The sequence below is a fragment of the Bacteroides sp. AF29-11 genome, from assembly GCF_003602895.1.
GTDB classification, from domain to species: Bacteria; Bacteroidota; Bacteroidia; order Bacteroidales; family Bacteroidaceae; genus Bacteroides; species Bacteroides uniformis.
The window spans coordinates 269,680-293,130 of record NZ_QTLY01000002.1 but is presented as its reverse complement, the minus strand read 5'-3'; the positions used below and the strand labels follow the sequence as shown (position 1 = coordinate 293,130).

Here is a 23,451-nt window from a genome sequence, read left to right as displayed (position 1 = left end):
GTTCTGTGAGCTGTTTATAAGGCAAATATATACTAAAAGGTCAAACAATCATAGGTTTGGAGTAATTCTTCTGTACGAAGCCCCAAATATCGTTTGGTAATGGCTACGGAACTATGGTTGAATAATTCCATCAACTTTATTAGAGCGAGTTCCGCACTATCACCATTCATATTATAAACTTGACGACCAAAAGTTTTGCGCAAGCTGTGACAACTGAAATTTTTAATTGACAAGCCATATTTTACTTTTATCTCTTTCAGAATTACATTGATGCGTTGCACTGTGAATATAGTGCCCTTTTGACTGATAAGTATGGGAGCATCCACGCCAATAGGCTGAATTTGCCGATAACAGTCCGATATGTGTCTTTTCAATTGCGAATTAATCCGTATGGTTCTACTTTTTCCCGTTTTCTTCTCAATAATACAAAATTCATCCACATGCAAAATCTGCTTCCAACGTAAAGCCAATATATCGGAAACTCTTAGTCCCCAAAAACAACCGATTGAAACAAACAAAGACATTTGAAACTTGCCATCCCTATATAGGGTGCGAATTAAATTCATTGCTTCTTTCCACTCCAAATAATCACTTGTTGTCTGACTATATTTCAAGCTCATAAATGTTCAATTTTGTTAGTTATTAAATAAAAGTGAATATCATATCAATATCTCAAAATAGCAAAATTATTTAAGTTGTTGATATTCAATATAATATTCACTTTGTGCATTAGTGAATATTAAAACACAGCTATCAAATTTTCCCATCGAAAGGAACGCCATGCGCATTTTTCCAAATCAAAATATGCAGTAGTAGCATAACTTTCACGACTTTCCCCCCAACCACAAATTTTGTCTTTAATGAAATCGGAGTTAGTTGTACCAAACGCCACACGAACCTCACCATTATTTTTCAAATAAGCAAATTTTACGATTTTACCACTCTTCAACTTCTCTTTCAACTGTTCAATCAAAATAGCCTTGGAAATCCCATCAATTTTGCGTGCATTAGTACGGATAGTAATAACTTTAGCTCTAATCGCAGTATTTGAACTCAAAATAATTGCTTGCATATCTTTATAGTTTATTAGTTAATATTCTATTTAATCAATCACCGCAATAGAAATTGCAGCCTCTTCCATATCCCATTGCATAAGAAAGAGTTTCTGAATCAATTCCTTTATACCAATTCTCATTTGTCTTGGCTTCTTTTCTTTCGTTGTGAGCTTTCCAACTTGCGGCAATCATTGCATCAAGCCTTGCAGCCTTTTCTTCTCGTGTCTTAACAGCATTCCGCTCCCAACTCCAAGCTGCTCTTAGGCACTCTGCCCACGTGCGCCCTTTGCGTTGAAAATCGTTGCTGTAAATTCTGTGAGCGTCTTTCATCACTTGTTTTTTATCGTATCGTTTCATATTATTGTAGTGTTATTGATTTCTTATTGCATTGCAAATGTAGTGCTTTTAATATACATACACAAATAAAATCGTATATTTTTAGAACTACATTAACTTATTTTATGTATATCTATCAATATACATATTAAAAAGAAACGTATATTTGTATTTATAATAAAAATGAATATTTATGGTACTACGAATTAAAGAGATTATCAAAGAAAAAGGTATGACCGTTCAAACATTAGCGGATAAAATGGGGATTAACAGAGTAGGACTATCCAATCATATAAATGGAAATCCATCAGTTGCAGTATTGGAAAAGATTGCTGCTGCATTGGAAGTGTCGATACAAGAATTGTTTGAAAAAGAAAAGAATGAAAATGTCAACGGATATATTGAGATTGGGAATGAAATCTTTAAAGTCACTTCCCTTCAAGACATGGAAAATCTGCTTACTCGTTACAAACAGCCTGCAAAATGAAAAAAATCATATAGCCAACTGTTTCATGTCTATGTATAATGGTGTGAAATTTGATTTATATAATTGATATTCAATGGTATAATGCGTGTAATTGAATTTGTATGCTTATTACCATACTTGCTTAAAAGATGAATAAAAATGCAATAAATAAACAAAAATATGGGAAAGTTACCAATGAAGCAACTTATATATACTTTCAAGGATATAAGTATTGATGCAATAATTGAGAAACATATAGAGTTGTTGAAGAACCGAAATCAACCTCAACGAACTATTACTAACTTCAATGAGGTCACTTGTGACAGTAGTTTTATCGCCAAAATCGAAACTGTCGAGGGAGCAAACAAATCATTGCCAAGAAAGCAAATATTATATAAGAAATATGCGTTCCTTATCCATCGGCTTATTCAACGGTGTAAATCCAATAAAGAAGTAAACTTCACCCGCTTTAATTCCAAAATATTGCAAACTGTATTAGGACATGTTTATATTGACATGTTGAACACATTGGAGGTGTTGAGTATTATAAAAGTATCAAGTAGTTATATACCATCTATTCAGGCTCGTTTAATAGAACTTAATCCTAATTTACTCACTGTATCGGAAATGAAATATTCATCTTATATTGAAGAATATTCCGACAAGATGCAACAAGAATTGAAAAAATATGAGCAGATACAAATTCAGAAGATAAAATCTGAAATGGGGGATAGCTTATATGATAATTTTACAAAATCGTTGAGAATGCTCAAATTAGTACATAGAGACGAAGCGGAAGATTATAAGGATAGGCATCATTTTATAAGTTTGAAATCAAAAGAATATTTTACTTATATTCTAAATGAATATAGCAAAGAAAACTTTAATATATTATCTGTTGATAAGAACTTACGTACCTACTCCATACTGACCCAATCACCAAGAATATTTAAAAATTTTCTTAATATAAAATTTTCTATAGATATTCATAATAGTCACCCTTTGTTATTTAACAAACTAATAATAGAAAGATATAATATAAATGATAATATCTTACATATATTATATAATAATCTTTCTAATATAGACAACTCTTACTATTCTGTTAGCAAACAACTCCGTAAATTGTTGGTAAACAATGGAATAGAAAAAGGGAAAATTGCAAATATTCCTAATGATATTTTGGAATACATTTATAAAACTTCAAAAGGGATATTTTGGGACGATTTTATAAGATTGAATGAGTTTAAACGATTATTACGTTCTGACATAAAAGTAGCATTGTTCCATGAAGTCTTTTATTCCAAGACACTGACGACAAAAGGAAAAGACTTTGCCAAAGTGTTTAAAAGGAAATATCCGAGTGTTTATAAATTGGTGAAGGAAAGTAAAAGAGAAGACCGTACTTTCTTGGCTAATCAAATGATGCGAATTGAAAGTGATATATTCAGGAGTATATTAACCAAACTGTACGCCAAACGATTTAAAGTGCTGACAATACATGATGCAGTTGTAGTTTTAGATACGAAAGCTAACGACCAATGTACTCCCGAACTTATGCACTCAATTATCGAAAAAGAATACCTGCGGATTGGTCTGTTTCCCAATACATCAGTTGATTACTATTCATTGGAGAATGTAGCAAGGGAACTGCGACAAGAGGAACAAGACATGAAAGAAATAAACGAATTGATAGATACCTTTAAAGCAATAGCCAAGGATGAATCCCATTCAAGGTGTCAAACTTGCAGAGATATACTAAAAGAATTGGAAGATGGGACATCAGAAATTTATATTAACCATGCTACAAACGAATTTGTGTGGCACAACATTTCCACTTAGCAAGCAAAGTCTCCTTTACAAACTTATCTCCACTCTGAAAGAAAGTCATTTTTGCGGAGAAAATTTTATGGAAAAAGGAACTACCCGTTGGCAATTTAGCCCCCCCCTTCCTCCAAAGAGGGGTAGCCAAGAGAGGGGTTACAGCGTTAAAAATTATCATGCCCTACATATTCCATCAAATCTTCTCTTTGAATAATCCACTGCCCACGTGCATCCTTCTTACCTTTTATCTTACCATTATTTAAGTATTTATTGATAGTATCTTTGCTTTTTATTCCCGTAATTTCTTGAGCCTCCTTACTATTGAATGTTTGCTTTTTCTTTTCAACAGTAATTGGTGCGGACATTTTTCGTGTCAACTCTTTAGATTGTTCATCCACTATTTCCAATAATAATCTTTGGGAAGCAGATAATAAACTGATTGAAAATTCACATACATGTTTACAACGTTCTATTTTTTGCTCCGTAGTAAGTTCAGACAGTTTATCTTCAAGAACGAAATACCCCGAAGTGAATGTCGATGAGCCAAAATCGGAGGGGTTAGACTTTAAAACTAAATCCAACAAATTTTCATACAATGGTTTCAAATCATCTTCAAGTTTGCCTGTTTTCCTTTTCATAACTATTTTTCCAATTCTGCATTTATCATTTTTAATTTTTCTCTCTTTTTTATTCCAAATAAATCAATGTAATATTTTAGAGTATCAATTTTTTTATGTCCCGTCATAGACATTAAGTCATAAGTGTCAAGTCCATACTCTATCATAATTGATATAAAAGTTTTGCGCCCCGTATGGCATGAGATAAATTCATTTTTAGGCAATTCTATTGTTTTTCGTTCCTTCTGCATATAGTCAACTGTAATTACATTGGTATAGAGATTATAATGTTGCAACATTTCTTTTATAGCACGGTTTAGTGCTTGATTTGTATAGCCTTTAAATGAAAAATTGTACTTTTCTCCAATTCTTTTTGCCTTATCAAATAAGTAAATTCGACAATTGATATTTGTTTTATTGGTAGTTAACACGAGTTCATTGTTTTCTTTATCGTAATAAGTCTTATCTAATTTAGCAAAATCCCCAAACCGTAATCCCGTATAACATAAAAATAGAAAATAGTTTCTGACTTTAACAAATCGCTCCTCTTTTATATCAAGGTTTTCTAACTCTTTCAATTCCTCTCTATCCAATCGAATTACCTTTTTCTTTTCAATATCTAAATGAGGTTTTTTTATTCCATTAGGAACAGCACCATATTTACCAACCAAAAAAGTAAACAATGAATCTAAGCGTTTTTGTATTGTCTTGTTCACCATTTCTCCCTCAGTTTTGTATTTATGTGTATTAGTACTTTCACGAGGAAGGTAACAGTACTCTATTAATTCTAAAAGGAAATCTTCATCAATATCTTGGGGTTGAATCGGTCTTGAATAGTTGTCATATTCAAAATCAATCAATAGATTCTTAGTTGAAGTATAATCTTTTGAAGAAGGGTGATTTTTCCGTCCTTCTCGTCCTTTTAAAACTTCTTCTTTGTATTTCTTTTCTTTGTATGCTTCTATCCATTCTTCAAAATCTGTAATAAGTCCACTTTGCGAATTAGCTTTCAATTTACTTTTTTCCAAACGAAGAATGCATTCGTCCACTAACTTTTTTGTTAGAGAAAAGTTGGAAGATTTATCCTTCATTAATTCAATTATTGCTGTATTGACGGACTTTGCCAAATTTTCAATTCTTTCAATCTCAAACAAATAATCATACAAATCATCTTGTTGTTTAAGATGTTTGGTCTTAGCATTGAAGCAGTCTTTAGGAACTTTGAAAGCATTATAACGGAATGTTTTTCCGAAATAAGCATAGGAGAATACTATATTACCCTTATAATATGCCAAGTTCAAGACTGAATTTATTTTTGAAGAAACATTTCCCATTGAATTTTCTTATTTATATTTCTCTGTATTTTTCTCTGTATTTGCAAAGATATAACAAATACTGTTGATTACCAAACAATCCTATCTTATCCTAATTATAAAATATACATCTATATACCAATGGTTTACATACAAATAGGCAAGAATATTTATGAGTGATTAATATGATAAAATAATAATTTCTAAATCCGCTACCCCGACAGAAATTAATAAGCTACTGATTTTTCAGTAGCTTATTTTTGTATATACCCTCTTTCCCACTTATCCAAATAGCAGCGTAAAGCAACTCCCTTTTCCCACAGCAGACTGCACCGTGATATTCCCTCCATGCCGGTTCATCACTTGTTTACATAAACTGAGCCCGATGCCCGAACCGGAAGGCTTGGTGGTGAAGAACGGTACAAAAATCTTATCTTGCACTTCCGGCAGAATGCCTTCACCATTGTCATTGACAGTGATTAGGCATTGCCACGAGAGGGCGGGTAGCATCTTCACTTCTATCCGGGGATGCTCTTTCCTGCTACATGCCTCTTTGGCATTTTTAATCAGATTAATCAGTACTTGTTCTATCTGTGTCCGGTCTATCTGGAGTATGCGGTCGGCCTCCGGAAGCTCTATCCGGATATACTCTTCCGAAAACAGCTTCTGCAAATCCTGCAACAGCTCGCGGACGGCAACCGGACGACGGACGGGGGCGGGAAGTCTTGTCAGCTTCCGGTAATTCTCCACAAACTCCAACAACCCCTTACTACGGCGGTGGATAGTCTGCATTCCCTGCCGCATGACGGGATAGTTCTTTTCCGACATTTCCCGCTCGCTCAAGGTTTCGGAGAGGGAGATGATGGGAGTGATTGAATTCATTATTTCGTGCGTCAGCACACGTATCAGCTTTTGCCACGCTTCCATCTCATTGCGTTCCAGCACGCGGGTACGGAAATTCCTCATCGCTTCGGAAAGCTCGTCCACCATATCCTCCATAGACCGGTTCTTGTAGGGAGAACGGAACGACAGCATCATGTCGTCATAGCGCAGGCTCTCTGCCAGATGGCGCATCATGCGCACCTGCATCATCTGCAGGCGGTACAGATGAACGGCAATCGCCAGCAATATCAAAAAAGCCATCAGTGCACTGAACCACAGTCCGGCATCCACCAGCAGATAAACGCCGACCGAAAGGAAGGCTATGCCGATGATGTGCAGTGCCACAATCAATGAATATCGTTTCATAAGCCCAGTTTTTCAAGTTTCCGGTACAAGGCGAAGCGAGTAATGCCCAAGTATTCGGCGGCACGGGTCACATTTCCTTCACTGAGCCGCATGGCACGTTCCACAGCCTGCCGTTCCAATTGCTCCAAGTTGAGGACTTCTTCTTCCTTCTTCTGACGGGAAACAGAAGCTTGGAACATAAAGTTCTCCGGACGAAGCAGAGAACCGTCTCCCAATATGACAGCACGTTCCACTGTATGCTGCAACTCACGTACATTACCCGGCCAGGCATATTTCAACAACTTGTTTTTCGCCTCCCGGGTCAGCCCGCGCATCTCTTTCTGATATTTGCGGGCATACCGTTGCAGGAAATACTCTGCCAGCAGGAGGATGTCGTTTCCGCGTTCCCGCAGAGGTGGAATATGCAACTCGATGGTGTTGATGCGATACAGCAGGTCTTGGCGGAAGTCTCCTTCGTCCACCAGCCGACGGATGTCTGCATTGGTGGCGCAGATGAGCCGCACATCAATGGGCGTAGCCTGCGTACTTCCCAAACGACTGATACAACGCTTTTCGATGGCAGTCAGCAATTTGGCCTGCATGGGCAGGGAAAGGTTACCTATCTCGTCCAGAAAAAGCGTACCGCCGGTTGCCACTTCCATACGTCCAGCTTTCGCTTTCCGTGCATCGGTGAAGGCGCCTTTCTCGTAGCCGAACAACTCGCTTTCGAACAACTGTTCGGGAATACTGCCGAGGTCTATCGTGACAAACGGCTTTCCATAGCGGGGAGAATTGCGGTACAGCAGGCGGGCAATCACATCCTTTCCGGTTCCATTCTCACCCAATATAAGTATGTTGGCATCCGTATCGCGCAACTTCTCCACTGTAGAGAAGACTTGCTGCATGACAAGAGAATCACCGATAATAACCTCTTCGGAGCCTCCCGCTGTGGCATTGCTCAGAACTTCCACCTGCTCCTTCAGCAGATTTATCTCGGTCCGCGAACGACGCAGCTTCATGCCCGAAGAAAGGGTCGCCAACAATTTTTCCTTCTCCCACGGCTTGGGAATGAAATCCGTAGCCCCCGCTTTGATGGCACGCACTGCCTTGTCCGTATCCGCGTAGGCAGTCATGAAGATGACCACTGCTTGCGGGTCGATACTCAGAATCTGCTTCAAGCTGTCGAAACCTTCCTGACCACTGATGGCATCACGGCTGAAATTCATATCCAGCAGAATAATGTCCGGACGGAAAGTGGTCATAAAATGCTCGATGCGGTCGGGAGTCACTGCCACTTTTATCTTCTCGGCGTAGGGTTCGAGAAGAAGGTTCAGCGCAAAAAGGACATCCTCGTTATCATCTACAATCAATATTTTACCAAACTGCTCCATATCTGTTTTCTTTTCGTGCAGGCAAGGCCTACACAATCCCACATCTCTTGTACGGGCAAAGATAAGTATAATATCCATGTGTTGTGCGTGCATTATCGCACTATTTTTGTGCGCAACTGCACACGTTTGGAAAGCTTCGAACCACAACAAACACTTATAATACAATAACTTATACTTATGGCATAGAATTTGAACTTTATAGAGTAAAGAAAACAACTATGCACCGGAATATATTTTTATTGCTTATTACATTCAGTCTGACGTCGAGTGCCGTTGCCCAAGAGCACACGTTGGAGCTGACTTTGGAAGAAACCATCGAGCAGGCCCGCCAGCAGTCGCCCGACGCCCAAAATGCCCGCCATAGCTTCCGTTCCGCTTATTGGAACTACAAATACTACTGTGCCAACTACCTGCCGACGCTCAAGCTTACTTCCAATCCCTATCTGGACCGTGCTATCAACAAAGTGACCCAAAGCGATGGCAACGTCAAGTTCATAGAGCAGAACCTGCTGAGCACTGACCTGACACTGAGCCTGACACAAAACGTGCCGTGGACCGGAGGAACCTTTTTCATTGAAACGGCTGCGCAGCGCCTCGACCTTTTCAGCAGTGACACCTATTCCTGGCAGACTTCACCCGTCAACATCGGATACAGCCAGTCCTTGTTTGGCTACAACAGCCTGAAGTGGGACCGGCGCATCGAACCTATCCGTTATCGCGAAGCCAAGAAAACCTACGTAGAAACCCTTGAGCTTGTTGCCGCCAATGCCACAGAGAAGTTCTTCAACCTGGCCAAAGCACAAAGCAACTACGAAATAGCCAACGCCAACTACGCCAATGCCGACACCTTATATATATATGCGCAAGGACGATATAACATCGGCACCATCAGCGAAAACGAAATGTTGCAACTCGAACTCAACAAACTGACCGAAGAAACCAACTGCATGAATGCCCGCATCGAAGTGGAAAACTGCATGCAGGAACTCCGTTCCTACCTCGGCATCCAAGAAGACCTCCTTATAAAGGTGAGAATAGACAACCGCGTGCCCGACCTGCACATCGACCTGGATGCCGCGCTGATGCTTGCCAACGAAAACAGTCCGGAGATACAGAACATGCTACGCCGCAAGGTGGAAAGCGAGAGTGCCGTGTCGCGCGCCAAGGCCAATGCCGGACTGAAAGCAGACATCTACCTGCGCTTCGGCTTGACACAAACTGCCGACAAGCTGAAAGATGCCTACCGGAATCCGCTGGACCAGCAGTACGTCAGCCTGGGCATTACCCTCCCCATCCTGGACTGGGGGCGCGGAAGGGGACAGGTACGCGTAGCGCGTTCCAACCGCGACCTTGTCTACACGCAGGTAGAGCAGGACAAGACGGATTTCGACTTGAACGTGCGGAAACTCGTAAAGCAATTCAACCTGCAGGCGCAACGGGTAAACATAGCCGCCCGCACGGACCATACAGCCCAACGACGCGCCGAAGTAGCCCGAAAACTCTATCTGCTCGGCAAGTCCTCGGTACTCGACCTCAATGCATCCATCACGGAAAAAGATACGGCCCGGAGAAGCTATATAACGGCTTTGTACAACTATTGGAGTTTGTACTATACACTGAGAAGCATCACGCTATATGACTTTGAAAAAGAGAGGCCACTGGCAGAAGACTTGGAAAGGGTTACTAATGAAGAATCTATACAGTAATAAAATCGTGGAATAGTTTTAGTAAAAGCTGGCCGGAGATTTACTAAAACTCCGGTGACGATTTACTAAATCTCCGGTGAAGTTTTAGTAAAACTCGGAACCCTTATTCAGAAGAACTTCTGAAGGGGGTATCTGAAAAGTAAAAAAAGAGTATATAAAATATTGCATTATGGATATAAAACTTGAAAAGAAACCCTGGTACATCCGTTACCGCTACTATCTGGCGGGAGGCGTTGCCTTCCTTGCCTTCCTGATTTATGTAGTCACCCTTTCGCTGGGTCCCAGCAAACTGCGTATCGAGCAAGACAACATACAGATAGCCGAAGTCAAAAACGGCAAATTTATGGAATATGTAGATGTGGAGGGAGTGATTCAGCCCATCCTTACCATCAAGGTCAATGCACGTGAAACCGGAAGCGTGGAACGCATCATAGGAGAGGAGGGGAGCCTGCTCCGGCAAGGAGACACCATCCTCGTCATGGAAAACCCCGACCTGCTGCGCAGCATTGAAGACCAGCGCGACGACTGGGAAAAGCAACTTATCACCTACCGCGAAAAAGAAATTGAAATGGAGCAGAAAAGCCTGAACCTGCAACAACAAGCCCTGCAGACCGATTATGACCTCAACCGCCTGCGCAAGAGTTTTGCCCTTGACAAGGAGGAGTACCGCATGGGCATCAAGAGCAAGGCGCAGCTCGAAGTTTCCGAGGACGAATACAACTATAAAGTGAAAAATGCCCATCTTCAAAGGGAAAGCCTCCGTCATGACTCTGCCGTCACCGTCATCCGCAAAGACCTCATCAGGAACGACCGCGAACGGGAACGGAAGAAGTATGAACGCGCCTGCGAACGACTCGGCAACCTGGTGGTGAAAGCTCCCGTCGCCGGCCAGCTCAGCTTTGTCAAGGTGACTCCGGGACAGCAGGTCGCTTCCGGCGAAAGCATTGCGGAAATCAAGGTGCTGGACCAATATAAAGTGCATACTTCCCTAAGCGAATACTACATCGACCGCATTATCACCGGATTGCCTGCCACCATCAATTATCAGGGAAGAAAATACCCGTTGCGCATCACGAAAGTGGTTCCCGAAGTCAAAGACCGCACGTTCGACGTAGACCTCGTCTTCACCGGTGACATGCCCGACAACGTACGTGTAGGCAAGAGCTTCCGGGTACAGATTGAGTTAGGCCAGCCGGAAGAGGCGCTCATCATCCCGCGCGGCAACTTCTACCAGAGTACCGGCGGACAATGGATTTACAAACTGAACGCCACAAGGACAAAAGCCGTGCGTGTGCCGCTTGGCATCGGTCGCCAAAACCCGCAACAATACGAGATTACGGAAGGTTTGCAGCCCGGAGATTGGGTAATTACAACGGGATATGATACCTTTGGCGAGGCGGAAGAATTGATACTGAAATAAAACAACGCGCACTATGAGACAAATAATCTTAGCCATCAATGCATTGCTGAAATTCAAAGCATACACCCTTATCAATGTATTGGGATTGGCGTGCAGTTTGGCTTGCGTACTCACCGTAACCCGATACATCCACCAAGAAAATACAGTGAACCGGTGCTTCCCTGAATATAAACGTATTTGCCTGATAAAAACCTCTACCAGCAGTGGTGAAAACTTCTTGGGAGGCTACCGGTCGGGATTGGAAAAGGATCCTGCCGTAGAACAATTTACGGTGATTTATCAAATATCGGATATGCCCGTTCTGTTCGGAGAACAAGAAATTGCAGCGAACGCTTTTTCTGTAGACAGCACCTTCTTCAAAATCTTTCCATATAGGGTGATTGCCGGAAGCGGAAGAATAGTCCGCCCGAGGGATGTTGTCATCACCCGTTCTTTTTGGATGAAGAAGCTGGGAGGAAAGAATGCCATAGGCGCTACTTTCAAAAACACAAAAGGGAATAAATTCACTATTATAGGAGTGGTGGACGACCCCGATACCAAGACATCATGGATGCCGGATATATTCATGTCGGATGAATTGGACGAATTCCTTTTTTTCGACCCTATATACGCCATGCTGATGGCACCGGATACAGACATCGCACTGCTGAATAAAAAGTATTCAAAAGAACACCCCCGCAGCAAATGGAGCACTTATGAGACAGTACGCTATCAGTATTTGCCTTTGAAAGATTTATATTACGATAAAGACCACGGAAAAGAAAACAAGAACTATCAATATGGCAACCAAAGCTATGTCCGGGTATTGATGGTAGTAGCCTTCCTGGTAGGCATCATAGGGCTGCTGAACTTCATCAACATCTACACTGTCATCATGTCCAAGCGGTCAAGAGAGTTCGGGGTGAAAAAGGTGTTCGGTGCAGGCAGGACAGACATTTTCCTGCAAATATATGCCGAGAACATCTTATTGACGGGACTGGCATTACTCCTCTGCTGGGCTTTAATAGAAATAACCAAGTTTTTCTTTTTCCATGAACTTTATATACCTACCACAACAGACTCCGGCTTTGACCGGAAGGTCTCTGCCATCGTACTTTTAGGATTGCCATTGCTGACTACTGTTTATCCGTTCTTGAAATACACATGCAGCAAGCCCGTCAACTCCATACGCGAGCTGGCATCTTCACGCTTTTCCACACGGTCACGTATGATATTACTGTGTTTTCAATATGTCGTAACTATCTTTATAATAACCGTTTCTCTATTTTTTGTGCGGCAGTTGGAATATATGCTCTGCGCTGACCTTGGTTTCCGCTCGCACGATGTGATAACTTGCCGGATGTATGTCGATAAATTAGGTCTTTATAAAACAACTAAAGAGGATGGATTGGATGAAGGAAAAAGACAATATATAAGTAATGCTTTGGTCAATAAACGAATGAGTGAAAGCACTCTGTTTGAGCATTGGAGCAGAGGAAACAACTTGCTGTTCACTGACTTCCGTTTTGACAGCTTTGCGCTCAACAGAGCCGAAAACGGTTTCCATCCGGCATTGCGCGCACATTTAACGAGCCATTCCATGGCAATATACGATTTTCAGCTTGTAGAGGGGCGCCTATGGAACGACTCCATAGATGAAGCGTTCACCAAAAACAGTTTCAAGGTAATTATCAACGAAACCGCTAAAAGAGTCTATGGAATAAAAGACATCACCAAAGACAAGCTGCAACCTGAAGAACCACACTACGCCTCAAGCAGCTTACCGGATTTCTACAATCCACCTTGCGAGATAGTAGGGGTCATAAAGGATTTCAATGTTCGGCACCTTTCACAATCCACCCAACCGGTTGTCATCTATTATCACGATGCAAGCATAGGCGGAATTTATACTGTTACAGCCTCGTATAAGCACGAGAATAAAGCCAAAGTCATTGATTTCCTGCGCCGCTTATACGAAGAATCTACGGGAAGAACCGACTTTGAATATACGCTGATAGAAGATGAGCTCCAAAAGATGTATCGTGAAGACCGTCAAGTGGTGAACATTTATACGCTCTTTGCCGGAATAGCCATTTTTATCTCTTCATTGGGATTATTGTCAATATCCTTGTTCGATATTCGGCAACGTTACCGTGAGATAGGCTTACGCAAAGTGAACGGTGCGCAAGCAAAGGATATTTATCCCTTGCTCATCAAAAAGTATCTTTCGGTCATGGGAGTCGCCACTTTGCTATCCATACCCTTGTCATGGATTGCCATTACCCTCTATTTGCAGGATTTTGCCCACAAAGCCCCTTTGACATTCGACTTGTTTGCCATAGCAGTAGCCATAACAACTGCCATCTCCTTGTTGACTATTATTGGGCAAATCAGCAAGGCTGCCAACATCAATCCGGCAAGCATTATGAAAAACGAATAAAAGACACGAATATGAAACTCATACTATTATATATCCGAACATTAAGTAGGTTTAAAGTATATACGGTAATCAATATTATCGGACTGGCACTGAGCTTGGCTTGTGTCATTATTATATTCCGCTACGTGAAGCAGGAAAATGATGTAGATTGTTATAGTCCCAACAAAGACCGGATAGGCATCATGGTGCAGGAATACAAAGATGACAACAATAAAACGGCAGTTATCGGAGGGCCCCTCGAAGATGCAGACATAGAAGCGATGTCCACTTTCGTATGGTTCAATAAAGACTATATCATAAAGGAAGAAAAACATATTGATGTAGAAACGATTGTAGCAGACAGCTTGTTTCTAACAGTGACTGATTTTCCCATGAAATATGGAAAAGCCGAATCATGGGCGGCGTCTCCACAAACCGCCTTTATCACAGAAGAGCTGAGTGAGAAACTCTTCGGGAACATAAATCCTATCGGCAAAACCATTGAATACTCTACCGGTGACCCTCTTACGGTGACCGGAGTTATCAGCAAAGACGGAGGGAAACGCTCGCTTCATTTCGACTTGCTTGTTCCTGAAACATTGCAGGAGGATTGGGAGTTCCGTTTCCCGATGAAAATGGCATTAATTCATAAAGGGGCTTCCTTTACGAAGATAAATGCACGGCATGCAGCGTTCCGGCAATCTCCACGTACTGCGGATGTTGAATTCAGGTATCAACTGCTTCCCATGCGTGAAGTGTATTTTCATCCAGCCATTGATGTTTGGCAGGACATGCTGCAAAGGGGGAATTTACCACAGCTACATCTATTGGCACTTGTTGCTGTACTAATTTTAATTGTAGGCATCTTCAATTTTATGAGTCTTTATACGGTTGTATTATTGAAACGAAGCAAAGAATTCGGACTAAAGAAAGTTTTTGGAAACAATTCAGCACAGCTATTCTCCCAACTATATATCGAGAATTTCTGTCTGACACTTGTATCATTGTTTATAGCCTGGTTCTTTGTCGAAATTTCCACCTTTCCCTTAAATAAATATTTTGATGTCATTCAACAGCCTAATGGTATATTTGACATCGGAATAACCATAGCTATCCTGATTTTGCTGCCATTGACAGCTTCAATCTATCCGTTTTTTAAATTCAAATACAACACGCCTATCCATTCATTACGGAAAATAGGCAGTGGTGAAAAATCGTCTGTTGTAAGAAACCTCTATCTGAGTATTCAGTATACCGTGGCATTCATTCTAATAGTTGTTTCCATGTTCTTCGCTAAACAACTGTATGAAATGACTCACATAGATTTAGGCTATGACACAGGCTCTATCGTTAAAGTCTATTTTGAACGCTATGAACGCAAACAGCCTACCACTGAAGCAGAATATCTGAAACAGACCTCCCTGCGCAAAGCCTCCAAAGAAAATATATCCACTGCAATGAATGCCTCTCCTTTATTCACGGCATGGAATTACTCTTTATCCCCCTATGAATATTTCACCGAATCTCCGGTACTTTTCCGTAAGCTCGGAGAAACCAATTTCAAACAATTGTATTGCATTCCCATTACAGAAGAAGAAATAAAATTTCATGGCTTCCGTTTATCCCAGGGACGTTTATGGGATGCCGACATCGACCATGAAGGTGAAGCCAAACTGATTCTCAATCAAAAAGCCATGCAACTCTTCGGACTCGGAAGCACAATCAATGCCCGGCTGGAACCTCAACAACCTTTATGGCCGCGTAGGGATTTGAGCCCTTATCAGATTATAGGTATCGTCGAAGATTTTTATTGTGGACATTTATCCCAACCGGTTCTTCCTATAGCTTTTATATACGGTGAAACATATCTTTCACAAATTCCTTTGCAAGCTAAAATTGCTCCAGGACATCAAAAAGATGCCGTTGCCTTCTTGGAAAGCCTACACAACGACAATGCTGATGGAGCCTTCAATTATACTTTTGCAAAACAGGAAGTTGAGAATCTCTATAGGTCAGACAAGCAAATAACCATTACCTATTCCTTTTTCGCCTTTATGGCCATTTTAATATCCTCAATAGCTTTGTTTGGATTGTCCTTATTTGACATACAGCAAAGATACCGGGAAATAGCTATACGAAAAGTACATGGCGCTACACATAAGGAAATTTTATTGTTATTACTCAAAAAATACATTATCATATTAGCAATGTCATTTTTGATTGCCATTTCTATATCTTATTGGGGAATAACCATTTATCTGAAAGATTTTGCCTACAAAGCCAACATCAGCAGTTGGTTGTTCATTGTTGCAGCAATCATCATATCATTAATTTCCATATTAACATTGGTTTATCAAGTAAAAAAGGTTGCACGGCAGAATCCGGCAGAAGTAATAAAGAGTGAATAAAAGCGTGTATTTTCGCACAACACATGTGCTATATCGCACAGATACAGTATGGCATTACAAGATTTAATAATCTAATTATAAAACACTTAACTATTTGGCATAATATTTGAATTAAGATTATAACGAAAGACTATTGAAGACAAATAAAAAGAGAAAACATGATTATACATTATCTGAAAGTAGCAATTAGAAACCTGCTGAAATACAAGACTCAAAGTATCATTTCCATTGTTGGACTGGCAATAGGCTTTGCTTGCTTCGCACTTGCCAATCTATGGATACATTACGAAATGACCTATGACTGTCAGTTTGATGGAGCCGACCGCTTTTACCTGCTTTACAAAAAAGATTTGCTCAATGATACAGGTTATTCAACCAGAATGCCCTATCCAACATCGAATATCTTGAAGAAAAACTTTCCCGAAGTGGAAGATGCTTGTGCGTATATGATATGGGATGATACTGAACTAAAACTTGAAGGTAGTCCCACTATTAACACATCAATGCTATTGGCAGATTCATGTTTTATGAAAATGTTCGGAATTACTCTTTTAGCCGGAAATATGGACTTTCTGCATAATGATTCACAGATAGCTTTAACAAAGGACATGGCAATGAAGCTTTTTGGAAGTGTTGACGTGTTGGGTAAGGAGCTGACTGTTGCTGACAACACTGTAACCATTGAAGCTATATTGGAAGGATTGCAACATAGCAATCTCGCTTTCGGCTGTTGGGGACGAGGTGCCTATTTCCACCAATGGCAAGATTATTGGGGCCATGCAAGCTTTCAAATTTGCGCAAAACTCAAAAAAGGTATCTCAGCCGAAAATTTCCAAAGAAAGCTTAATGCCAGCGAATATAAGGGAGATTCACGAGACCCTAATAAACTATTTGAAGGTGTCGGACTAATGCCCCTTACTCAATACCATTATTCCGAAATAAATGAAAAGAAATCTATCAAATTCCTATATCTGATATTTTTTTCTATCATAGGTGGGCTGGTCATTTCATGTTCACTCTTCAACTATCTGTCTTTGTTTATAACCCGACTCAACATCCGTAATAAAGAATTGGAATTAAGACGGATGTGTGGGTCTTCAATCAGAGGCATTCTTGCACTTTTCATGATTGAATACGGCACTATGATTTTACTTGCAGGAGTAATAGGCATGGCATTGGTAGAGATTACTTTACCAATATTCAGAGAAATGTCCGGCATTACGGGAAACATCTATTATGAATCGCTGCTCTATTTCATCGGACTTTTATTATTGTCACTCATTCTGTTACTTCCCTTTGCACTGCGTCGTACAGTAAAACAAAGAAAAGATAAACGCTTCTTTATTTATCGATGTAGTATCCTATTCCAGATATTTATCAGTATACTCTTCCTTTTTGGTATGAGTATTCTGCTGAAACAGATATATCACCTCACCCATACTGATTTGGGATGGGAACGCCATAATATTGCAGCTTTTCCACTTATTTATCCTCATGACAATTATGACGAAATTGCAGAAAAAATAGCTCAAATACCTTGTACCTCCGAAGTATTGAAAGGACACCACGGACTCTTCCCACGCACCGTCGGTTTAAGTTTGCAAATCAAAGATTGGGACGGTAGAATTGAAGGAGCAGAAGGATTTGAGATACAAAGTATAATCGAAGGAAAAGAAATTATAGATTTTTACAATCTTGACCTTATAGAAGGAGAAGCAATGAAAGAAGAAGAAACGGATAAGGTAATATTAAATGAAACAGCTGTGAAGTTTTTAGGTATGACCGATCCCATCGGAAAAAAACTTTATTTGAATGAAGGAAATGTCAAAACGATTATTGGCATCGTAAGGGATTTTCATATAACGGCTCCTACCATACCCGTAAATCCAATAATGCTGATTGGGAATCATGGCTTCTCTCATAAATTTTGGGGTGGAAGAGGGGATATATTAGTAAAGTTCCATGAAGGCAAATGGAAAGAATTAAAGAATGAGATAGAGAATTTGTTCAGTCAATCCTATCCCACTACAAGATATAAATTCGTGAATGTAGAAGAAGGCTACGAAGAATATCTAAAATCAGAAAAAGTATTGATGAAATTAATATCTTTCGTATCAATGGTATGTATTCTGATTACCATATTCGGCATCTTTTCATTGATTACGCTAAGTTGTGAACAACGACGTAAAGAGATTGCCGTGCGCAAAGTAAATGGAGCTACAGCTAAAAATATCATGACAATGTTTATCAAAGAATACATGTTATTATTAATATTTGCTTCTACTATAGCATTCCCAATAGGTTATGTATTGATGAACCATTGGTTAGAGAGCTATGTAAGGCGTACAAGCATTAATCTATGGATTTATACTACCATCTTTGCAGGCATAGCTATTATTATCTTACTTTGTATCGGGTGGAGAGTATGGCAGGCAGCACAACAGAATCCGGCGGAAGTCATCAAAAGCGAATAATACAATAATGATACTATTATGATAAGACATTATATTAAAACAGCATTCAGAAACCTATTAAAGTACAAGGCACAGAATATCATCTCTATCATCGGACTGTCGGTAGGCATACTTTGTTTCAGTATCTGCCTATATTGCAGCCGCTATATAAATTCTACCGACAAGTGCTTTACCCATTGGGAACGCATTGCAGACATAAACCTATACACTCCAGCAGAAGAACTTTATTCCGGAACTCCCGCTACGTTGTTTGAGAGTCTGCGCCAATTGCAATTCCAAGAAGTAGAAGCATTTACTTTTGTTGCCTATCCCCGCCCACGTAGCTACAATGTGGAAACTATCGACAAGGAAGAACTGCCTTACGAAGATTTATATGCTATGGAAGTAGATACAGCCTACCATAGCGTGTTCACCCCGGAAGTATTACAAGGTTCATGGGCTGTAGCATCGCAAACTCCCAATGCCGTGATACTGACACGCTCTCTGGCACACAAGATATTTGGTCTCGGAGAGAATCCGATAGGAAAGCGAATGACCTTAGCACAACGGCTTTTCTCTTCACCTGATACCACACCACGAACAGGAGGTACCATCTATACCATACAAGCGATAATAGAAGATATTCCATTGAATACCAGCCTTAGCTTTCTCCAAAAGATTGATATGTTAATCTTGAACGATAGCGAAGGACTTATACAATTCGATGGACGAGACAGTATGACCGGTGGACTTACTTTTGCTCTTCTTCGTCCGGGCAAAACATCCGCACAACTCGAAGCAAGTTTCCGTGCAATGGACTTGAAGCACACAATATTCAATGAGAAAAATACCGTATCAGCCTCGAATTTCGGAAAACTTTTTCGGGAGAAATCCGTTGCCCCTTACTTTGCCGGAATCACATTCATTGTCGGCCTTTTGATTCTACTGACTGGTCTACTCAACTTTTTTCATTTTTTGACGGGGAGTTATCTGAACCGTTCGCACGAGTTCGGCATTCGTAAAGTGAATGGAAGTAATGGCAACAAACTATTCTGGTTACTTTTTACCCAAGCCATTATCATTTCGTTCATAACCTTCTTATTGACTTTCTGTCTGATAGAAATATTTAACCCCTACCTTTCATTCTCTTTATTTGATTTCACATTAGTCATTGAACGGGACCTATTATTGATACAGACAATAGAATATATGGCAGGCATTATTTTGCTATGCTTATTACTCTGCTTGTTTACCGTATGGAGGATGAAGCATGCCTCCATCCAGTCAAGTATTTACAAGAACAAATCCAAACGCCACAAACAGAAGATACGAAATTGTCTTTTGGGTATCCAATTTTTCATCTGTTGGTTATTCATAGTCTTTACAGTCGCTTTATATTTGCAGGCTAACAAGACCGGTTCCACACTGTTCAACACACTGACAGAAAAAGAAAAGTCCGAAATCATCAGTATTCCTATGGATTACCGTTTTCTAAAAAATGACGAAAAGCTTGCTCTCATAGAGCGCATCAGTCAGCATCCGGATATAAAAGATAAAATGCTGACAGATATTAATTATCTGAAAGGTATTTCGGGAACAAGCATGCAGACAGAAAAAGATAACCGGGAAAGTAGCCTTGAAGTCAATATAATGAATGTTCCTAATAACTTTTTCGAGTTTATGAATATCCCTATTCTCTCCGGGCATGCCCTGAAGACAAATAGTGACATGGTAGTAGACCGTAAATTGGCAGAACGTATGAAGAAGGATTTACTGGGAACCACCTTGTACAATTATCAAGATAGCTACACGGTATGCGGCATTTGTTCCGATTTTGTAGCCGACACTTACAATCAGAGCCAGGGCTTCGTCTTTCTGCCTTGTGATTTCAAATATTATGTAGGTCATTGCTATTTGAAGTGTGTACCCGGAAAAGCAGAAGAAGTAGAGGCTTTCGTTAAGAAAATGCTGGAAGAGAATCTTCCACCAAGTATACAATTACACATTTCGACCTTGCAGGAAGACATTCACCAAGCGCAAGCCATCGAGAACAACATGAAAGGGATAATCTTATTCTTCTCATTTGTCAGCCTTATAATCACTTTATTAGGCGTCTATTCGGCAATCACACTGGATACGGAACGCAGACAAAAGGAAGTGGCAATCCGTAAAGTAAATGGTGCAGGATTGAAACAGATTATCATATTGTTTGCCCGTACGTATATTTATCAGCTTGTACTCTCGGCAACAATGGCATTTCCTTTATGTTATGCCATACTGCAGTTATGGAAAAACATGTATATCGTATTCTTTAATGACGGCCCGCTATTTTGGATTTCAATCTTCATAATCGTAGCTGTCATTACTACTCTGACTATTATTTTCCGTATTCTGAAAATAGCAAGGACAAATCCGGCAGAAGTCATTAAAAACGAATAAGAAAATATATTTACCTAAAGATTATGACCATACTTACAATCCTAAAAATAATTACCCGCAGTTGGTGGAGAAACAAAGTTTTCTTCTTCATTTCTATAGTCAGTCTGGCTATAGGGCTAGCATGTACAAACTTGCTGTTCACCTATTATGTACATGATTACAATATAGAGAGTGGCAATCGGGACAAGAACCGTATTTTCTGTCTGCGTCAGGATAATCCGATGCAGGACGGAAGCAAGGTGGCCTATGCTGATGCCAATATTCCCCCTATGCTGAAAGAAAAATATGCAGAAGTGGAAGACTACCTGCGTATCAATTCTCTGGTTCCACAATATTGTAAATATGGAGGGGAGATTTACCACGATATAACCTTTATATCTGCCGATACTACTTTGCAACATTTCTTCCACTATCATCCCATTGCCGGTAGTTTAAAGCAAGTATTGGAACAACCGGGCAAAGTAGCACTCAGTGAAGCTTTTGCACATAAACTGTTTGGAGATAAAAATCCATTAGGAGAATTGCTGGAAATAAAAACCATGACTGATACCCAAAGTTATGAAGTGGCAGCCATATTAAAGTCACGGTCACAATCATTGCTCCAATTCGACATGATTACCGGGAATAACAAAGACTTTTGGGGTGGAATGACGTTTCTGAAACTAATTCCAAATACCGATGCCCAACAGTTTACCGAAAAAATCAACCACGACAAGATTCCCACTTTGATTCCGGAAAAGACACAATATTACGTCGACCCTCTGTCCGACATCTACTTTACTACACCGGACTACGATACACAACAACCTCTGCCGTATATCAATCAAAGTAATGTGCAATTATTGTATATCAGCCTTGCTGCCGCCTTGTTGGTACTTATCATAGCCTGCTGCAACTATACCAACATGAGCCTGAGCCGTGTATTGCAACAGCTCAAAATGATACATGTGGAGAAACTGATGGGAAGCAGCTTGAAGGATATCCGCATCCAACTGTTTGGTGATGCATTCCTCACTGTGCTGCTGGCATTCGGATTATCTTTACTCATCATCAACGACTGTCTGTCTTTTTTCAATGGATTATTTGCATCCCATTTAAACGTACATTTCTTTTTCAGCCTACAGATGCTACCCTTGTTAGTGCTCTTTGTACTAGTTATGTCCATTGTCCCTGCCTGGTATATCAGCCATAGACTTTCACAACTCTCATTCAGCGAATACAAGACACTTTACGGAGGTAAAAAGAAACAACGTTTCATAGCTTTGCTGGTCATTCTTCAGTTTTCCATTTCTATAGGGCTGATATTCGCTACTCTCGTTGCCAATGAACAAATCAATCTCATCAAGGAACGGGCCTACTGTTACGAAAATCGGATTGAAATAGGAGATTTCAATGCCGCACCGGCTACAATACTTAAAGAAGAGCTGGAGAAACATGTACAAGGAATAGAGTCCATCGCCCTGTCACAAGGCTCCATATTGAATTCATGGATACGTGAGCTATCCATCAAACAAGCCGACGGTACGGAAAAAAGTTCCTACCTATTAATGCTGTATAGTGATGCCAATCTGGTAAAAACGATGGGGTTCAAACTCTTGTCCGGCAACGCTCCCGAACAACTGCAAAAACAATATGCCTATCCTGCACTGGTCAACGAAAGCTATGTCAGAATGCTGATTCCAGCAGGAATAAATGCCATTGGAAAACCTTTGAAAGAATTTGACCAGTCTGCCGATTCTTTATACATCATCGGCGGTGTATTAGAGGACTTCCCGTTCAGTTCATTGGAAAATGAAATTACCCCGGTCATACTTTACCTTCCACCTACAGAGAGAATGTCGGGTGCCAACTATCTGCAGATTAAGCTGATTGAAAGCAATAAACAAGAAACACTACATCAAATAGCCCAAATATGGGAAAAGATGAATGAAGGGGAGATATTTCAATACACAGACATGCACCAAGACTTTATGAAACGCAATGGTAAAGTCTTGTCTCTCTCCAAACTCCTTATCGCCTATTCTCTGATTGGCTTGATATTGACCTGCTTCGGCTTATTCGGCATTTCATGGTATGCCACTCGCCAGCGTATCCGCGAAATCAGCATTCGCAAGATTCATGGAGCAACATCCCGACAAATCGTGCTGTTGCTGAATAAACCATTCTGCCTGCAAATTCTGCTTGCATATATTCTAGCTGTCCCCATTGTCTATTGGCTCATGCACCATTGGCATGAACAGTTTGCCTATAAAGCCCCCTTCACCGTTATGGACTTTCTATTGCCACTATGTATTGTCTGGATAATATCTGCCGTCACAGTGTGTCTGCAAAGTTATTTGCTGAACAAAACAAATCCGATTGACTGCATCAAATCCGAGTAAGAAATAATATATTTATA

General features: G+C 40.4%; 16 protein-coding genes. 9 read left to right on the top strand and 7 right to left on the bottom strand.

The genetic code is table 11. The features are described 5' to 3' along the window. Positions 1-32: 32 nt before the first annotated feature. The 3 genes from DWZ03_RS03905 to DWZ03_RS03895 all read right to left on the bottom strand — a co-directional run bounded on the left by DWZ03_RS03905 (position 33) and on the right by DWZ03_RS03895 (position 1,412). Entirely contained in the window at positions 33-620 is a 588-nt protein-coding gene (locus DWZ03_RS03905) for a tyrosine-type recombinase/integrase (RefSeq protein ID WP_120128922.1), read from the bottom strand. Positions 621-739: 119 nt separating this feature from the next. Continuing rightward, positions 740-1,072: an SH3 beta-barrel fold-containing protein gene (locus tag DWZ03_RS03900; protein WP_119958441.1), complete on the bottom strand. Its 333-nt coding sequence runs from the start codon at positions 1,070-1,072 to the stop codon at positions 740-742. Between the two features lie 34 nt (positions 1,073-1,106). Then, positions 1,107-1,412 carry a hypothetical protein gene (locus DWZ03_RS03895; protein ID WP_120128920.1) on the bottom strand — a complete coding sequence of 102 codons (306 nt, stop codon included), beginning with the start codon at positions 1,410-1,412 and terminating at the stop codon, positions 1,107-1,109. Positions 1,413-1,584: 172 nt separating this feature from the next. On the opposite strand from DWZ03_RS03895, the gene DWZ03_RS03890 reads away from it, so the two are divergent. Together DWZ03_RS03890 and DWZ03_RS03885 are read left to right on the top strand one after the other, a co-directional pair. Beyond that, the gene (locus tag DWZ03_RS03890; RefSeq protein ID WP_120128918.1) at positions 1,585-1,878 is read left to right on the top strand and encodes a helix-turn-helix domain-containing protein; all 294 of its coding nucleotides are present in this window, start codon (positions 1,585-1,587) and stop codon (positions 1,876-1,878) included. Positions 1,879-2,037: 159 nt separating this feature from the next. After that, positions 2,038-3,699: a hypothetical protein gene (locus DWZ03_RS03885; protein ID WP_120128916.1), complete on the top strand. Its 1,662-nt coding sequence runs from the start codon at positions 2,038-2,040 to the stop codon at positions 3,697-3,699. Between the two features lie 146 nt (positions 3,700-3,845). Here DWZ03_RS03885 and DWZ03_RS03880 read toward each other — a convergent pair whose 3' ends face one another. From DWZ03_RS03880 to DWZ03_RS03865, 4 genes are all read right to left on the bottom strand, one after another. Then, positions 3,846-4,319 (bottom strand): helix-turn-helix domain-containing protein, encoded by a 474-nt coding sequence (locus DWZ03_RS03880; RefSeq protein WP_120128914.1) that lies wholly within the window; start codon positions 4,317-4,319, stop codon positions 3,846-3,848. A 2-nt stretch (positions 4,320-4,321) separates the two neighbouring features. After that, complete coding sequence (locus tag DWZ03_RS03875) at positions 4,322-5,632, bottom strand: tyrosine-type recombinase/integrase (protein ID WP_120128912.1); 1,311 nt, start codon at positions 5,630-5,632, stop codon at positions 4,322-4,324. 261 nt (positions 5,633-5,893) lie between these two features. Then, positions 5,894-6,859 carry a sensor histidine kinase gene (locus DWZ03_RS03870; RefSeq protein ID WP_120128910.1) on the bottom strand — a complete coding sequence of 322 codons (966 nt, stop codon included), beginning with the start codon at positions 6,857-6,859 and terminating at the stop codon, positions 5,894-5,896. After that, positions 6,856-8,229 carry a sigma-54-dependent transcriptional regulator gene (locus tag DWZ03_RS03865; protein WP_035448543.1) on the bottom strand — a complete coding sequence of 458 codons (1,374 nt, stop codon included), beginning with the start codon at positions 8,227-8,229 and terminating at the stop codon, positions 6,856-6,858. Before DWZ03_RS03865 ends, DWZ03_RS03870 begins: the two co-directional genes overlap by 4 nt. A 218-nt stretch (positions 8,230-8,447) precedes the next feature. Between DWZ03_RS03865 and DWZ03_RS03860 the strand changes: the two genes are divergently transcribed. The 7 genes from DWZ03_RS03860 (at position 8,448) to DWZ03_RS03830 (ending at position 23,434) form a co-directional block, all read left to right on the top strand. Next, entirely contained in the window at positions 8,448-9,935 is a 1,488-nt protein-coding gene (locus tag DWZ03_RS03860) for a TolC family protein (protein WP_057089394.1), read from the top strand. A gap of 169 nt (positions 9,936-10,104) precedes the next feature. Beyond that, positions 10,105-11,355 carry an efflux RND transporter periplasmic adaptor subunit gene (locus DWZ03_RS03855; RefSeq protein ID WP_120128908.1) on the top strand — a complete coding sequence of 417 codons (1,251 nt, stop codon included), beginning with the start codon at positions 10,105-10,107 and terminating at the stop codon, positions 11,353-11,355. Between the two features lie 13 nt (positions 11,356-11,368). Continuing rightward, positions 11,369-13,774 (top strand): ABC transporter permease, encoded by a 2,406-nt coding sequence (locus DWZ03_RS03850; protein WP_120128906.1) that lies wholly within the window; start codon positions 11,369-11,371, stop codon positions 13,772-13,774. 11 nt (positions 13,775-13,785) lie between these two features. Beyond that, positions 13,786-16,161 carry an ABC transporter permease gene (locus tag DWZ03_RS03845; RefSeq protein ID WP_120128904.1) on the top strand — a complete coding sequence of 792 codons (2,376 nt, stop codon included), beginning with the start codon at positions 13,786-13,788 and terminating at the stop codon, positions 16,159-16,161. A 158-nt stretch (positions 16,162-16,319) separates the two neighbouring features. Beyond that, positions 16,320-18,635 carry an ABC transporter permease gene (locus DWZ03_RS03840; RefSeq protein ID WP_120128902.1) on the top strand — a complete coding sequence of 772 codons (2,316 nt, stop codon included), beginning with the start codon at positions 16,320-16,322 and terminating at the stop codon, positions 18,633-18,635. Positions 18,636-18,653: 18 nt separating this feature from the next. After that, positions 18,654-21,053 carry an ABC transporter permease gene (locus DWZ03_RS03835; RefSeq protein WP_120128899.1) on the top strand — a complete coding sequence of 800 codons (2,400 nt, stop codon included), beginning with the start codon at positions 18,654-18,656 and terminating at the stop codon, positions 21,051-21,053. A gap of 23 nt (positions 21,054-21,076) precedes the next feature. Beyond that, entirely contained in the window at positions 21,077-23,434 is a 2,358-nt protein-coding gene (locus DWZ03_RS03830) for an ABC transporter permease (RefSeq protein ID WP_005837160.1), read from the top strand. Positions 23,435-23,451: the final 17 nt, after the last annotated feature.